Source organism: Pseudomonas sp. S1_G07 (assembly GCF_054668565.1).
Genome location: NZ_CP162778.1, coordinates 5,667,694 through 5,683,000, shown reverse-complemented (window position 1 = coordinate 5,683,000; position 15,307 = coordinate 5,667,694). Strand labels below are relative to the sequence as shown.

Annotated in this window: 10 protein-coding genes and 1 riboswitch; of the genes, 8 read left to right on the top strand and 2 right to left on the bottom strand. The window is 63.0% G+C overall.

Features of this window, described 5'->3' with window-relative positions; all coding sequences use genetic code 11:
- Positions 1–5,040, bottom strand: coding sequence for a dermonecrotic toxin domain-containing protein (locus tag AB4O05_RS25870; protein ID WP_460164817.1), 5,040 nt, complete (start codon positions 5,038–5,040; stop codon positions 1–3).
- Positions 5,041–5,340: 300 nt separating this feature from the next.
- Between AB4O05_RS25870 and AB4O05_RS25865 the strand changes: the two genes are divergently transcribed.
- The 7 genes from AB4O05_RS25865 to astE all read left to right on the top strand — a co-directional run bounded on the left by AB4O05_RS25865 (position 5,341) and on the right by astE (position 13,138).
- Positions 5,341–6,561: an aspartate aminotransferase family protein gene (locus tag AB4O05_RS25865; protein WP_460134598.1), complete on the top strand. Its 1,221-nt coding sequence runs from the start codon at positions 5,341–5,343 to the stop codon at positions 6,559–6,561.
- A 167-nt stretch (positions 6,562–6,728) separates the two neighbouring features.
- Entirely contained in the window at positions 6,729–7,748 is a 1,020-nt protein-coding gene (aruF, locus tag AB4O05_RS25860; RefSeq protein WP_003175655.1) for an arginine/ornithine succinyltransferase subunit alpha, read from the top strand.
- A gap of 53 nt (positions 7,749–7,801) precedes the next feature.
- Positions 7,802–8,827 carry an arginine N-succinyltransferase gene (astA, locus tag AB4O05_RS25855; protein ID WP_460134599.1) on the top strand — a complete coding sequence of 342 codons (1,026 nt, stop codon included), beginning with the start codon at positions 7,802–7,804 and terminating at the stop codon, positions 8,825–8,827.
- A complete protein-coding gene (gene astD, locus AB4O05_RS25850; protein WP_460137744.1) occupies positions 8,824–10,293 on the top strand; it encodes a succinylglutamate-semialdehyde dehydrogenase in 1,470 nt (489 codons plus the stop codon). The genes astA and astD overlap by 4 nt, the downstream gene beginning before the upstream one ends.
- 153 nt (positions 10,294–10,446) lie before the next feature.
- Complete coding sequence (gene astB / locus AB4O05_RS25845; RefSeq protein ID WP_460134601.1) at positions 10,447–11,793, top strand: N-succinylarginine dihydrolase; 1,347 nt, start codon at positions 10,447–10,449, stop codon at positions 11,791–11,793.
- Positions 11,794–11,831: 38 nt separating this feature from the next.
- Positions 11,832–12,122, top strand: a complete 291-nt coding sequence (locus tag AB4O05_RS25840) for a topoisomerase II (protein WP_460134602.1) — start codon at positions 11,832–11,834, stop codon at positions 12,120–12,122.
- Positions 12,123–12,133: 11 nt separating this feature from the next.
- Positions 12,134–13,138 (top strand): succinylglutamate desuccinylase, encoded by a 1,005-nt coding sequence (gene astE, locus AB4O05_RS25835; protein ID WP_460134603.1) that lies wholly within the window; start codon positions 12,134–12,136, stop codon positions 13,136–13,138.
- Between the two features lie 133 nt (positions 13,139–13,271).
- Here astE and AB4O05_RS25830 read toward each other — a convergent pair whose 3' ends face one another.
- A complete protein-coding gene (locus AB4O05_RS25830) occupies positions 13,272–13,781 on the bottom strand; it encodes a 6,7-dimethyl-8-ribityllumazine synthase (RefSeq protein ID WP_064453790.1) in 510 nt (169 codons plus the stop codon).
- Between the two features lie 114 nt (positions 13,782–13,895).
- Positions 13,896–14,065: riboswitch (FMN riboswitch) on the bottom strand.
- 190 nt (positions 14,066–14,255) lie between these two features.
- On the opposite strand from AB4O05_RS25830, the gene ltaE reads away from it, so the two are divergent.
- Positions 14,256–15,260 carry a low-specificity L-threonine aldolase gene (gene ltaE, locus AB4O05_RS25825; RefSeq protein WP_460134605.1) on the top strand — a complete coding sequence of 335 codons (1,005 nt, stop codon included), beginning with the start codon at positions 14,256–14,258 and terminating at the stop codon, positions 15,258–15,260.
- Positions 15,261–15,307 lie beyond the last annotated feature (47 nt).

The window sequence follows — 15,307 nt, the reverse complement described above, 5'->3', positions numbered from 1 at the left end:
TCAGGGCTCCATCTCTTCTTCGGAGACGTCCAGAGGCGGCGGCCCTGGGTTCATTTGCACGTCCAACGACACCTCCACCACGCCAAAGTCCACCGCCGTGCGCCGGTAGTAAGGGCGCAGCATGGCGATCGTCGCGGGCGTGAACGGGTTGCCATTGAGGTCGAAACCGTCCGCCAGGTCTGGCGACACTTCAAGAATGTCGGTGGGCAGCTCCGTGATCAGGTTGTCGCTCAGGTTCAGTTGGTCGAGCAGCGGCCGGCTGAACGTGCCGTGCGGCACCTCGGTCAAGCCGGTATTTTCCAGCATCAGAATGGTCAGGTCGGGCATCTGGCTCACGTCGGGCGTGATGCCCAGCGGGTTGTTACCCAAGTCCAGGTATTGAAGAGCGTCCAGGCCACTCAAGGCGTCGGCGCTGGTCGGCGTCAAGCGCACACCGCAGCGCGACAGGATCAGGGTCTTGAGCTTCGCCAGGTTGAACACTGCCCATGGAATGTCTTGCAGCGCGTAGCGGTGAATCATCAGGGTTTCAAGCTGAGGAAAGCGCTCGAGAAAACCGGCTGGTATTGTCGTGGTTTCAACGCCCCGCAGTTCAAGTCTCGACACGTGGTTGAACTCGACATTCAGCACCGGCAAGTCCCCCAGAATCGGATAGGTGGAAATCAGTTCATGGGCATCGCGCAGGGGTTCATGGTTGTCATCCAGCGCGGTTTCGCGCCGCCAGCATTCCTCCAGCAACGTCTTGAAGGCTCGGCGAGTGATCTGTTGCTGCGCACGCGCCTGCTGCTCCAGCGGGGCATCCGTGAAGGGGTGGCGTTCGGGGGCATCCACTGCCCACTGTTCAAGGTCGGTTTGCAGGCGTTCATAGTCGGCTTTGAGTTGGGTGAGCGTGGCCATCGCGTCGTCCAGGCTGCCGGGCAATTTGAAAATAAACTGGCTGGCCTGCTGGTCGGTGAAGGTGGGGTAGAGCTCATGTACCCGACGCCGCTCTTCAAGATTGGCGTCGGCTCCCAGGTGTTCGCCGGTTTCCTGGCAATAGGTCTTGATGCGCTCCAAAGTAGCGCGCGAGAGCGGGTTGCCGGACAGGTCATAGCCGTCGGTGCGCTGGGCGGGCAGGGCGAAGAGGGCATCGGGCAGCGCCTGGATCTGGTTGTCGCTCAGATAAGCGAGGGTCAGGCGCGGGCGATCGAGCAGGCCGGCGGGGAGTTGCGAAATCTCTGTCTGGCTCAGGTTCAGGGTGCGCAGGTCGGCCATGTGCCCGAGGTCTGGCGCGAGAGTCAGCGGGTTGTCGTAGAGGTCGAGATTTTTCAGGTGGTTCAAGCCGGCGAGGTTTTCGCGGGTCTGGGCGGTCAGCTTGATGGCGCAATTGCGCAGCGTCAGGTCATTTAAGCCGGCGAGCGACGTGACCTCGGTGGGCAATGTGCGCAGGGCGATATCGCTGATCGTCAGGCTGCGCAGCTTGGGGAACTGCGCCAGGAAATCCGGCGTGCCTCGGGTGGAGACGTAGCTGTTCAACTCCAGCCTGGAGATGTGTTCGAAGTTGGCCCTCAGGGTCGGCAGTTCACCGTAGATGGGGAGTGTCAGGCGCAGGGTGTAGCCGTTGTCGTGCGGGTTGGCGAAGTAGCTGTCTTCCTCGGTTTCATGGCGCCAGGCGCGAATCAGTTGCTGCTTCCAGCGCGTGCGGTTGTGCCGCTGTGCTTCGATCACCGAGGGGGTGAGCGCCAGGGAGGTGTCCAGGTAGGTTTGCGGGGTGTCGTGGTGCCAGGCCGTCAGGTCGGCTTCCAGTTGCAGGAATTCGTTTTTCATCGCCTGCAGGGTCTGCCACGGTGAGCCCGGCTGGCTGTGCAGGGCGTTCAGGGCCTCGATCACTTCATTCGGGTGCAGATTGGGATACAGCTCGTGTAGTTGCGCCTCCAGCGACTGCTGCCCACTGGGACCGGGCGTCGCCTCATAGCCTTCCATGCCGCCGGGCAAACGCAGCAGTTGCGGGTCGTAGGCGGGTTTTCGCAGTGGCGCCTGGGCCAGCAATGCGCCCAGCGCTTCACGTGGCAGGGCGTGGGCACGCAGGGTCTGTCGCAGTAACGGCCCCTGGCCGATGTGAATGCCCAGCGCGTCGCGTTGCGCGTCGGGCAGGGCCTGGAGCACCGCGGTGTAGAAGTCGGTTTCTCCAAACAGCGTGCCCTTGTGGTCCTCTGGAACGTAGGCCCCGTCAACGGTGCGCACCAGGGTGCGCTGGATCGGCGCTCGCGGGTCGCCGATGGCGTCCCGCACAGGGCCGGTGCGTGTGTAGTCGGCCACCACCAGGCGCACCTGCGGCGACCAGCCAGGCAGGTTTTCCAGCGAGTGCAGGGCGAGGCGGTGAGTGTCGCGGGTATCGACCGAGTCGAGGTACAGCCCTTCATAAGCCCGGCTGATCCGCACCTCATGCGCGGCCCAACGCGCGCGCTCGATCAACGCGGGCGGCAGGTTGCCTTGGTCGATCTCCAACAGCTCCTGGCCGGTGGTTTCGCGCAACACTTCCTCGGCGGCGCTGGTGGGCAGGCCGGGTGTGGTGTCGATGACTTTTTGCAGGCGGGCGTTGTCGGTGAGCTCCAGGGCCCGATAGCGCGAGTCGAACAGGGCGAAGCGTTTTTCCTGGGCTTTGCCTGCCAGGCGTTTGCGCAGTTTGGCCGCGCGCACATGGGGTTGCGTGACGGGCGTGCCGAAGGGTTCCTCCAGCAGGGTCTTGCGTTCGGGTTCGTCGAGGGTTTCCAGCAGGGTTTTCAGCAAGTCGCCATTTTTCAGCTGCGCTTGGTGCAGTTGCACCACTGCTGCGTTTTCCCGGCCAGGGTGTTCCCACAGGGTCTGGCCCTCTGCGTCCAGCACGCGCAGGGTTTTGGAGTCGGGCCAGAGCGCGGTGTGACTGAGCAGCCAGAGCTGGGTCTGGGTGTCGGCCTTGCCAAAGACCTGGGGATCGTCGCTGTTCATCTGGTCGATGAAGTCTTGCAACTGCTGATCGAGGTTGACGCGCTTGAGTGTGTCGCTCAGCAGTGGCGGCGGCGCCTGGCGGTCCAGGTACATTTTGCGCAGGGCGGCGTCGTCGGTGCCGCTGATGTGGCGGGCCTGCTCCAGGCGTGCAGGGCTGAGCCCGTCGGCGAGCGGGCCGAGGCGACGCAGGAGGGTGCTGCTGTCCCAGCTCAGCGGCTGCTCCACTTCGCTCACCCAGGCGCCCTTGCCATTGTCCATCACCCGTGGCTGGTAGGCGTGCGGGCGGGTGGGGTGTCGCAGGAAGGCGCTGCCGGCGCGTTGCTCGACGGCAAAATGTTGCCCGCCGAGGGCCAGTATCTGTTTGCCTTGGTGGCTGTGCAGCCCTGCGCGGTTGGCGCGCGAGGTGGTGGCCAGCTTGATCGGGTGGGCATAGGGTTGCAGGTCGGGGTTCCACAGGCGGGTCTTGCCGTCGCCAGCGGTGACGGGCGTCAGCGTGTCGAAGAACGTCCACAATTGGGCGGGCAGCGCCTGGCGCAGCAGGCTTTCGGCAATGGGCGCGCCGACCGCGAACAGGCCCAGTTGGACCATCTGTTCAAGGATCGACATCAGGTGTGCGAACGCTTGGTGCCTGAGCCCTTCGGCCCAATCGACGATGCCCTCGAAAGTGTCGTCGAGCAGCTGGAAGGCGGTGTAGCCGAGCATCAACAGACCCAGCGGCGGGATGAACGGGGTGGCGATAAACGCGGCAATTTCCAGGATGGCCTTGGCGACCTTTTGCAGGATATCCCAGCGCTGCCAACGTGCCTGGCGGTCGGCGTCTGCGGTGGATACGGCGATTACCCGCGCGTCATTGAGCAGTTGGTTGAGCTTGGTTTCATACAGGTGCTCGTACAGCTCAGCGCTGATTTTGGTCGCGAAAAACTGCAGGTTGGGCTCTGCCACCGGCCGTTCGCGCCAGGTCGGACGCGGGTCGCCGGCGACCGGTTTGTGCCACACCACTTGCGACAAGCGGTTGTTGAGGTCGGCAAAGAAATAGCCGCGGTGTTCATGACTGACAAAGCGGCTGAAAAACGCCTGGTAGTCGGCGTTGCGCAGTTTGGCGGTGAGGTCGAGCATGAAGGCGGTGCCGCTGGGGTAGTACTTGAGCGGCGCCTGCGGGTCGCCGGGAATGTACGCAACCAGGGGCACGGCGTCGTGGTGCTGCTCCAGGTCGGCGGCGAACAGCACGATACCGGCCAGTGGCGCGCCCATCAGGCTCAGGTCATGGTTGAGCAGTGGTCGGCCCTCAAGCAGCATGCCGCCCAGGCCCTGCAATTGGCCCTGGAGCGTGTAGAACGCGGCGTCACCCACATCCTTTTTCAGCCGGGCCAGGTGCAGGCTGGCGTGGGCCTCGGCGTTGAGGCTGTGGATCACGTGGCGGCGCAGCGTGGCCTTGAGGGCGGGGTCTTCGAAACCGAAAAAGTCCTTGAGGTAGCGTTGGTAGTGCGCACCGATATCCAGCTCGCGGCACAGGTGGATGAACTGTTCGATGCCGAGCGTCCTGTTGAGCGCGGGCAATGTACTGAACTGCCCGCTGGCGGAGGGTTGGCTGATGAAGGTCGATTCTGGCGCGTAGGCGTCGGGTTGGCTCTCGGCCTCGTCGAAGTTGTGCAGTGCGGCGTCCAGCAGCGACACGGTCCAGATTTTCGCGCCGCCGGTCGGCAGCGGCAGCAACGGCGTGGTCAGCCGTGTGTACAGGCGCAGGTAGGTGGTGTGGACATCGGCTTCAACGCCAAAGCGCTGTTTGAGTGCTTGCTGCAGCCGTGACGCGGCGAATTGTTGCGGTGTCTGCAGCGTGGCCAGGGCCGTGTCCACCTGGTTTTGCGCGGCCCAGCTTGCCGCCGTCGCCTGTCGCAGCGGCATCTGCCGTTGGCGGCTGCTGGCGGTATGCCAATCGGCCAAGAGCGGGCGCGTGGCCTGCAAGGCCTGGCGCTTGGCGGCGGAGGCGTTTCCCAGCCAGGTGGGCAGTGTGCTGGGCGCGCCCGCGGGCACGGCAGCAGTGGCATGGATGAGGCGTTGAACGACGGGGGGAGCCATGTGGCTGATCCTTTGGTGAGTGGAGTCACGCCGATCAGAACAAGCTTCGTGGGCCCTCGGGGCTCAGATAGTTAATGCCCTCCGGTAAAAACAGCGTCGTATGCCTCTGCCTCTCAAGCCACACTCCGTTTAAACTGCGCCTTTGCGACGCTATATGTCGCATTGCCGTAAACCCGCGTAAAACCGGGGTTGGCGCTATAAGAAGTTGTCGCTTGGCGACAAGGCCGCGCTGAAAACTGTCCTTACAATCCCTGCATCGCCCGCCAGTTCCAGGCAGGCGTTCCTCTTCAGGAGACTCCGATGTCCGTTGAGCAAGCCCCGGTGCAACGTGCCGATTTCGACCAGGTCATGGTTCCCAACTACGCCCCTGCCGCGTTCATCCCCGTGCGTGGCGCAGGTTCGCGCGTATGGGACCAGGCGGGGCGCGAGCTGATCGACTTTGCCGGCGGCATCGCGGTTAACGTATTGGGCCACGCCCACCCGGCGCTGGTCGGGGCGCTGACCGAACAGGCCAACAAGCTGTGGCACGTTTCCAACGTCTTCACCAATGAGCCGGCCCTGCGCCTGGCCCATAAGCTGATCGACGCCACCTTTGCCGAACGTGTGTTCTTCTGCAACTCCGGCGCCGAGGCCAACGAGGCTGCGTTCAAGCTGGCCCGTCGCGTGGCGTTCGACCGCTTCGGCAGCGAGAAATACGAGATCATCGCCGCGCTGAACAGCTTCCACGGCCGTACCCTGTTCACCGTCAACGTCGGTGGCCAGTCCAAGTATTCCGATGGCTTCGGGCCGAAAATCACCGGCATCACCCACGTGCCTTATAACGATTTGGCCGCGCTCAAAGCCGCCGTGTCGGACAAGACCTGCGCCGTGGTGCTGGAGCCTATCCAGGGCGAAGGCGGCGTACTGCCGGCCGAGCTGGCCTACCTGCAAGGCGCGCGCGAACTGTGCGACGCCCACGACGCGCTGCTGGTGTTCGACGAAGTGCAGACCGGCATGGGCCGCAGCGGCCACCTGTTTGCCTACCAGCATTACGGCGTGACGCCGGACATCCTCACCAGCGCCAAGAGCCTGGGCGGTGGTTTCCCGATCGCCGCGATGCTCACCACTGAGGCGCTGGCCAAGCACCTGGTGGTCGGCACCCACGGCACCACCTATGGCGGCAACCCGCTGGCGTGCGCGGTGGCTGAAGCGGTGATCGACGTGATCAACACCCCCGAGGTGTTGGCTGGCGTCAACGCCAAGCACGACCTGTTCAAGGCGCGCCTGGAGCAGATCGGCAAGCAATACGGAATCTTCACCGAAGTGCGTGGCATGGGCCTGCTGATCGGTTGCGTGCTCAGCGATGCCTACAAAGGCAAAGCCAAGGACGTGTTCAACGCCGCCGAGAAAGAAAACCTGATGATCCTGCAGGCCGGACCGGATGTGGTGCGTTTTGCGCCGAGCCTGGTGGTGGAAGACGCAGATATTCAAGAAGGTCTCGACCGCTTCGAACGTGCAGTAAAAACGCTGACGCAAGCCTGACTCGCCACCTGTAGGAGCGAGCTTGCTCGCGACGAGCGTCAAGGACACTGCGTGCATTCTGGATGAACGCGGTGTTCTTGAGTCTTTCGCGAGCAAGCTCGCTCCTACAGGGGGCGGGGCGGTTTTTAGCCCCCCTGTTTTTTATTCTGGATTTAAGGAGTGACACCATGCTGGTGATGCGCCCTGCGCAAATGGCTGATCTGGGCGAGGTACAGCGTCTGGCCGCGGACAGCCCGATTGGTGTCACCTCCTTGCCGGATGACGTGGAACGCCTGAGCGATAAGATTGCCGCCAGCGAAGCGTCCTTCGCCGCCGAGGTCAGTTTCAACGGCGAAGAAAGCTATTTCTTCGTGCTCGAAGACACCGAGACCGGCAAGCTCGCCGGTTGCTCGGCCATCGTGGCGTCGGCCGGCTACTCGGAACCGTTCTACAGCTTCCGTAACGAAACCTTTGTGCACGCCTCCCGCGAGCTGAAGATCCACAACAAGATCCACGTGCTTTCCCAGTGCCACGACCTCACCGGCAACAGCCTGCTCACCAGCTTCTATGTGGTGCCCGAGCTGGTCGGTTCGCCGTGGTCGGAACTCAATTCCCGTGGCCGCCTGTTGTTCGTCGCCAGCCACCCCGAGCGCTTTGCCGATTCGGTGGTGACCGAGATAGTCGGCTACAGCGACGAGAACGGTGACTCGCCGTTCTGGGACGCCATCGGCCGCAACTTCTTCGACCTCAACTACGCTGCCGCCGAGCGCCTGTGCGGGCTGAAAAGCCGCACCTTCCTCGCCGAGCTGATGCCCCATTACCCGATCTACGTGCCGCTGCTGCCGGACGAAGCCCAGGAAGCCATGGGCCAGGTGCACCCACGTGCGCAGATCACCTTCGACATCCTGATGCGTGAAGGCTTCGAGACTGACCACTACATCGACATCTTCGACGGCGGCCCGACGCTGCACGCACGGGTTTCGGGCATTCGCTCGATCGCCCAGAGCCGCGTGGTGCCGGTGAAGATCGGCGAGATGGTCAAGGGGGTTGGCCGCCAGTACCTGGTGAGCAACGCGCAGTTGCAGGATTACCGCGCCGTGATGCTGGAGCTGGACTACGCGCCCGGCAAACCGGTGACCCTGGACCTGGCCGCGGCCGAAGCCCTGGGTGTTGGCGAAGGTGCCAGCGTGCGCCTGGTGGCGGTTTAAAGCATTCGAGAGTTTCGCGGGTGGCGTCACAGCGGCCCGTTTGAGGAGATAGCATGATCGTTCGTCCCGTACGCAGCAGCGATTTACCGGCCCTGATTGATCTGGCGCGCAGCACCGGCACCGGCCTCACGACCTTGCCGGCCAACGAAGAGCGCCTGACCCACCGGGTGGGCTGGGCGGAAAAAACCTTTCGCGGCGACGCCGGGCGCGGGGATGCCGACTACCTGTTCGTGCTGGAAAACGACGAAGGCCGCGTGGTGGGGATTTCCGCCATCGCCGGTGCCGTGGGTCTGCGTGAGCCCTGGTACAACTTCCGGGTGGGCCTGACGGTCAGCGCTTCCCAGGAGCTGAATATCTACCGCGAGATTCCGACGCTGTTTCTGGCCAACGACCTCACCGGCAATTCCGAGCTGTGCTCGTTGTTTTTGCACGCCGATTACCGCAACGGCCTCAACGGCCGCATGCTGGCCAAGGCGCGCCTGCTGTTCATCGCTGAGTTCCCGCAGCTGTTCGGCAGCAAGATCATCGCCGAGATGCGCGGTGTGTCCAACGAGGCGGGGCGTTCGCCGTTCTGGGAAAGCCTGGGCCGGCATTTCTTCAAGATGGAATTCAGCCAGGCCGACTATCTCACCGGCGTGGGCAACAAGGCGTTTATCGCCGAGCTGATGCCGAAGTTTCCGCTGTACAGCTGCTTCCTGTCCGAGGACGCGCGCAACGTGATCGGCAGGGTCCATCCGGATACCGAGCCAGCCCTGAGCATGCTCAAGAGCGAAGGCTTCAGCTACCAGGGCTATGTCGATATTTTCGACGCCGGCCCGGCGGTGGAATGTGAGACCAGCAAGATCCGTGCGGTGCGCGACAGCCAGTCGCTGGTGCTCGCCATCGGCACGCCGGGGGACGACGCCACGCCGTTCCTGATCCATAACCGCAAGCGCGAAGACTGCCGCATCACCGCCGCACCGGCCCGCCTGGCGGCCGGCACGCTGGTGGTCGATCCACTGACCGCCAAGCGCCTGCAACTGGTGGTGGGTGATCAAGTGCGCGCGGTACCGTTATCTGCTGCACGGGAGTCGAAATAATGAATTCGCTGTATATCGCAGGGAGCTGGCTGGCTGGCCAGGGTGAGCTGTTTGAATCGCGTAACCCGGTGACCCAGCAGGTGCTGTGGGCGGGTAACGGCGCCACCGTCGAGCAGGTCGAGTCCGCCGTGCAGGCCGCGCGCCAGGCGTTTCCGGCCTGGGCCAGGCGTTCGCTGGAAGAGCGCATCAACGTGCTGGAAGCCTTTGCCACGGCCCTGAAAAACCGTGCCGACGAAATCGCTCGCTGCATTGGCGAGGAAACCGGTAAGCCGCTGTGGGAGTCGGCCACCGAAGTCACCAGCATGGCCAACAAGATTGCGATCTCGGTGCAAAGCTACCGCGAACGCACCGGCGAGAAGAGCGGCCCGCTGGGCGACGCCACCGCCGTGCTGCGCCACAAGCCCCACGGCGTGGTGGCGGTGTTCGGGCCGTACAACTTCCCTGGGCACTTGCCGAACGGGCATATCGTTCCGGCGCTGCTGGCGGGCAATACCGTGTTGTTCAAGCCCAGCGAGCTGACCCCCAAAGTCGCCGAGCTGACTGTGCAATGCTGGATCGAGGCCGGTTTGCCGGCCGGCGTGTTGAACCTGCTGCAAGGTGCGCGGGAAACCGGCATCGCCCTGGCGGCCAACCCGGGTATCGACGGTCTGTTCTTCACCGGCTCCAGCCGCACCGGCAATCACCTGCACCAGCAGTTCGCCGGGCGCCCGGACAAGATCCTCGCCCTGGAAATGGGTGGCAACAACCCGCTGGTGGTAGACGAAGTGGCCGACGTGGATGCGGCGGTCTACACCATTATCCAGTCGGCGTTTATTTCCGCTGGCCAGCGCTGCACCTGTGCCCGTCGCCTGCTGGTGCCGGAAGGTGCCTGGGGTGACGCCTTGCTGGCGCGCCTGGTGGCGGTCAGTGCGACGATTGAAGTGGGCGCATTCGACCAGCAACCGGCGCCGTTCATGGGCTCGGTGATTTCCCTGGGCGCGGCAAAAGCCTTGATGGACGCCCAGGCGCTGATGTTGGCCAATGGCGCCGTGGCGTTGTTGGAAATGACCCAGCCCCGGGACCAGGCCGCCTTGCTGACCCCCGGCATCATCGATGTGACCGGTGTGGCCGAGCGTGAAGACGAAGAGCTGTTCGGCCCGTTGTTGCAGGTGATTCGCTACGCTGATTTCGCGGGGGCGATCACCGAGGCCAACAACACCCGATACGGCCTGGCCGCTGGCTTGTTGTCCGATTCCGAAGCGCGTTACCAGCAGTTCTGGCTGGAAAGCCGCGCCGGTATCGTCAACTGGAACAAACAACTGACCGGCGCCGCCAGCACCGCGCCGTTCGGTGGGGTAGGGGCCTCGGGCAACCACCGCGCCAGTGCCTATTATGCGGCGGATTATTGCGCGTACCCGGTGGCTTCGCTTGAAACGCCGAGCCTGGTAGTGCCGGCCACACTGACCCCGGGCATTACACTGATCTGAAAATATGGGAGCGGGCTTGCTCGCGAATGCGCTCTGTCAGTTGATACATCAGGTGACTGGTCCAATAGCTTTCGCGAGCAAGCCCGCTCCCTCATTCGATCTGTGGTGTGCTGAAAATTGCCTATAAAAACAGATGTACGTGGAGCCTCGCCGATGAAATCCTATGAAGTCAATTTTGACGGTCTAGTGGGGCCGACCCATAACTACGGCGGTTTGTCCTATGGCAACGTCGCGTCCCAGAGCAACAGCCAGCAGTCTTCCAACCCCAAGGAAGCGGCGTTGCAGGGCCTGCGTAAAATGAAAGCCCTGATGGACATGGGCTTTGTGCAAGGCGTGCTCGCACCCCAGGAACGCCCGGACGTGGCGGCCCTGCGCAACCTCGGCTTCAGCGGCAGCGATGCGCAGGTGATCGGGCAGGCGGCCAGGCAGGCCATGCCGTTGCTGGTGGCGAGCTGCTCGGCGTCGAGCATGTGGGTGGCCAATGCCGCCACCGTCAGCCCGAGTGCCGACACCGCCGATGGCCGTGTGCATTTCACCGCCGCCAACCTCAACTGCAAATACCACCGCAGCATCGAACACCCCACCACCAGCCGCGTGCTGGGGGCGATGTTTGCCGAACAGAAACACTTTGCCCACCACGCCGCCTTGCCGGCGGTGGCGCAGTTCGGCGACGAAGGCGCGGCCAACCACACGCGGTTCTGCCGTGACTACGGCGAGGCGGGGGTGGAGTTCTTCGTGTTCGGCCGCAGTGCGTTCGACACCCGTTACCCGGCGCCGCACAAGTACCCGGCGCGCCAGACCCTCGAAGCGTCCCAGGCAGTTGCGCGCCTGCATGGCCTGCGTGATGACGGCGTGGTCTACGCCCAGCAGAACCCGGCGGTGATCGATGCCGGTGTGTTCCATAACGACGTGATCGCGGTGGGCAACGGCGAAGTGCTGTTCTATCACGAGGACGCGTTCCTCCATACCGAACAGATGCTGGCCGAGCTGCAAGGCAAGTTGGGCAAGCTGGGCGGCAACTTCCAGTCGGTGTGCGTGCCACGTGCCCAGGTCAGCGTCGAGGACGCGGTACGTTCCTACCTGTTCAACAGCCAGTTGCTGACCCGCCCTGACGGCTCGATGCTGCTGATCGTGCCCGAAGAGTGCCACGCCAACGAACGCGTGTGGCACTACCTGCAAGGCCTGACCGCTTCGGGTGGGCTGATCCGCGAAGTGAAGGTGTTCGACCTCAAGCAAAGTATGCAAAATGGCGGTGGCCCGGCGTGCCTGCGCTTGCGTGTGGCACTGAACCAAACCGAACTGGCGGCGGTGAACCCTGGGGTTATCATGACCGCGCCGTTGTACGAAACGCTGACCCAATGGGTCGACAAGCACTACCGCGACAGCCTGAGCGAAACCGACCTGGCTGACCCGCAATTGCTGATCGAGTGCCGGACGGCATTGGATGAACTGACGCAAATCCTTAAACTGGGCTCGGTTTATCCTTTCCAGATCAATTGACACCACTTCATTTTGCGCCCTAGGGCTGAGAGTTATTTATGAGCACCGACACCCTGAAACTGATTCTTGAAGACACCGACGGCACCCAGCTGGAAACCTCCTGCACCCGCGTCGCCGTGGTCTGGCAGGGCAAGGAGATCTGGATCCAGCACGACGGCCGTGGCCAACTGCTGATCGGCGTGGACGTGGAGGAAGGCGACGTTGAGTACGCCAACCTGCTGATGCGCCCATTGGCCACCAACCTGATGAGCCTGCAACTGGAAATGGAACCGGCCGACGTCGACGGTGATGACGACGATCACGTCCACGGTCCTGGCTGCAACCACTAAGGAAGCTGCTTATGCTCGCCCTCGGCAAACTGCTTGAACTGACCCTCGCCGGTCGTGAACCGGCGCAAAAAATTCAACTGACTGTCGACGGCGTGCAGATGCGCTGGCTCAGCGAGGGCGCACTTGAAGTGCGCCCGCCGCAAGCACGGGACAACGGCAGCGACCTGCTGCTGTCGTCCGGCATCCATGGCAACGAAACCGCGCCGATCGAGTTGCTCGACCGCCTGTTGCATGGCATCGCCCGTGGGGAGATCAAACCCCGCTCTCGTATTCTGTTCCTGTTCGGTAACCCCGAGGCCATGCGTCGCGGTGAGCGTTACCTTGAACTGGATATCAATCGGCTGTTCAACGGCCGTCATGAAAAAAACATCGGCCCCGAAGCCATGCGGGCCGCAGAGCTTGAGCAACTGGCCCGCAGTTTCTTCAGCCTGCCGGGCCGTTCGCGCCTGCATTACGACCTGCACACCGCTATTCGGGGGTCGAAGATCGAGCAGTTTGCCCTGTACCCGTGGAAGGAAGGGCGCCAGCATTCGCGGCGTGAGCTTGCGCGCCTGCGCGCGGCCGGCATGGAGGCGGTGCTGATGCAGAACAAGGCCTCGATCACCTTCTCGGCCTTTACCTACGAGCAGTTGGACGCCGAGGCCTTCACCCTGGAATTGGGCAAGGCGCGGCCGTTCGGGCAAAACCAGGGGGTGGACGTTTCACGCCTGGAGCTGCGCCTGAAACAGATCATCGAAGGCTCCGAGCCTGAGGCTGACAGCCTCGATGGTCTGCAGCTGTTCGCTGTGGCGCGGGAAGTCATCAAGCACAGCGACGCCTTCCTGCTGCACCTGCCGGTAGACGTGGAAAACTTTTCGGAATTGGAGAAGGGTTATTTGCTCGCCGAAGATGTGGCCAAGACGCGCTGGGTGATCGAGGAGGAGGGCGCACGCATCATCTTCCCCAACCCGAAGGTCAAGAACGGCTTGCGTGCCGGGATATTGATCGTGCCGACCACGGACGCGGGCCTGGTATAAATCCTGAGGCCGGGCAGGACCTCAATGTGGGAGCGGGCTTGATCGCGAATGCGGAATGTCAGTCAACGTTGCTGTGACTGATACACCGCTTTCGCGAGCAAGCCCGCTCCCACATCTGTTTTTGCGGTGTTGCTTAAACGGCTAGCGCGCGTGGCTCGCTGCGACGTATCGCGCGTACTTTGTGCAGGGTGTCGGCGCAGGTGCGCGCGGCTTCCTGGCCCTTGTGCACGAAGTGCTCGTAGAAAAAGGTGTGGTGCTCGCTGCCGGCGTGGAAGTGGTGCGGGGTCAGGGACACCGAAAACACTGGCACTTCGGTTTCCAACTGCACCTGCATCAGGCCGCTGACCACCGATTGGGCGACGAATTCGTGGCGGTAGATGCCGCCGTCCACCACCAGCGCGGCGGCGACGATACCGGCGTAACGGCCAGTCTTGGCCAGAAGCTTGGCGTGCAGAGGCATTTCAAAGGCGCCGCCGACTTCGAAGAAATCGATGTCCGATTCCTGGTAGCCCTGGGCGATCATTTCGGCGAGGAAGCCTTTGCGGGATTGGTCGACAATATCCTTGTGCCAGCAGGCCTGGATAAACGCGACGCGCTCGCCGTGATGGTTTTTGCTTTTGCTGTCGATAGCGGTGGGTTGCATGTTCTGACTCCTGTTTAAGAAAAAAACAGGGCGTTATGAATCGAATGGGATTTAAGGGTACGAACGCGCGGCGTCATGCGGGCATGAGTTCAGCGTGCGGCCCTTAGGTGCCAATCCCGTTCTCTCTTCATCCGGACTATGACCGTCGGCCCCGGGATCACACCGGGTCTGCTGACCTTGTCGCCGTCCTGCGTGAGCAGTTCGAGGCGCCAAGCGCTCGCGGGCTATGCACATTGCGTGCAATTACCGCCGGTGGGGAATTGCACCCCGCCCTGAGAACGTTGCCGCCAGAACCCTGGCGGCGAAGAGTTTTTAACACGGTTTTTCAGAAACTGCACGATCGTCGTATCGATAAGCTATATCGGTTTGTTTGGTGGGTATTCGATTGAATGCAGCCAGGGCTTGATATTCCGCGGGTTTGCCCGCAGTAATCACTCACAAAAGGACTTTTCCAACCCGTTAGAGGCCCGTTTCATGTCTATGATCGACCTGCGCAGCGACACCGTGACCCAACCCACCCCCGGCATGCTCGACGCGATGGCCTCAGCCGCCAGCGGTGATGATGTCTATGGTGAAGACCCCAGTGTCAATCTGCTGGAAGCCGAACTGGCCAAGCGCCTGGGGTTTGCCGCGGCGTTGTTCGTGCCGACGGGCACCATGAGCAACCTGCTGGCGCTGATGGCCCACTGTGAACGCGGCGAGGAATACATCGTCGGCCAGCAGGCCCACACCTACAAATACGAAGGCGGTGGCGCGGCGGTGCTGGGGTCGATCCAGCCGCAGCCGCTGGAGGTGCAGGCGGACGGCTCCCTTGACCTGGACCAGGTGCTGGCGGCGATCAAGCCCGACGATTTCCACTTCGCCCGCACCCGCCTGCTGGCCCTGGAAAACACCATGCAGGGCAAGGTACTGCCGCTGGAATACCTGGCCAGGGCGCGGGCGTTTACCCGTGAGCATGGCCTGGCCCTGCATTTGGACGGTGCACGTATTTACAACGCGGCGGTCAAGCTGGGGGTGGATGCGCGGCAGATCGCCCAGCATTTCGATTCGGTGTCGGTGTGCCTGTCCAAGGGCCTCGGCGCGCCGATCGGCTCGGTGCTGTGTGGTTCCACGGCGTTGATCGCCAAGGCACGGCGGTTGCGCAAGATGGTCGGCGGTGGCATGCGCCAGGCCGGTTACCTGGCGGCGGCGGGTTTGTATGCCCTGGATCACCAGGTACAGCGCCTGGCCGACGACCACGCCAATGCACAATGGCTGGGGGACGAGTTGCGCAAGGCCGGTTATGAGATCGAGCCGGTGCAGACCAACATGGTCTACGTGCAGATCGGCGACCAGGCCCAGGCGTTGAAGGCTTTTGCCGCCGAACGCGGGATCCGGTTGACCGCCGCGCCGCGCCTGCGCATGGTGACCCATCTGGATGTCAGTCGGGCGCAGATCGAACAGGTGCTCGGGACATTCGTCGAATTTTCGCGCAAATGAGCCTGCAGACCGTCTAATTGAATCGCTCTATCGCATAAACACGCTGT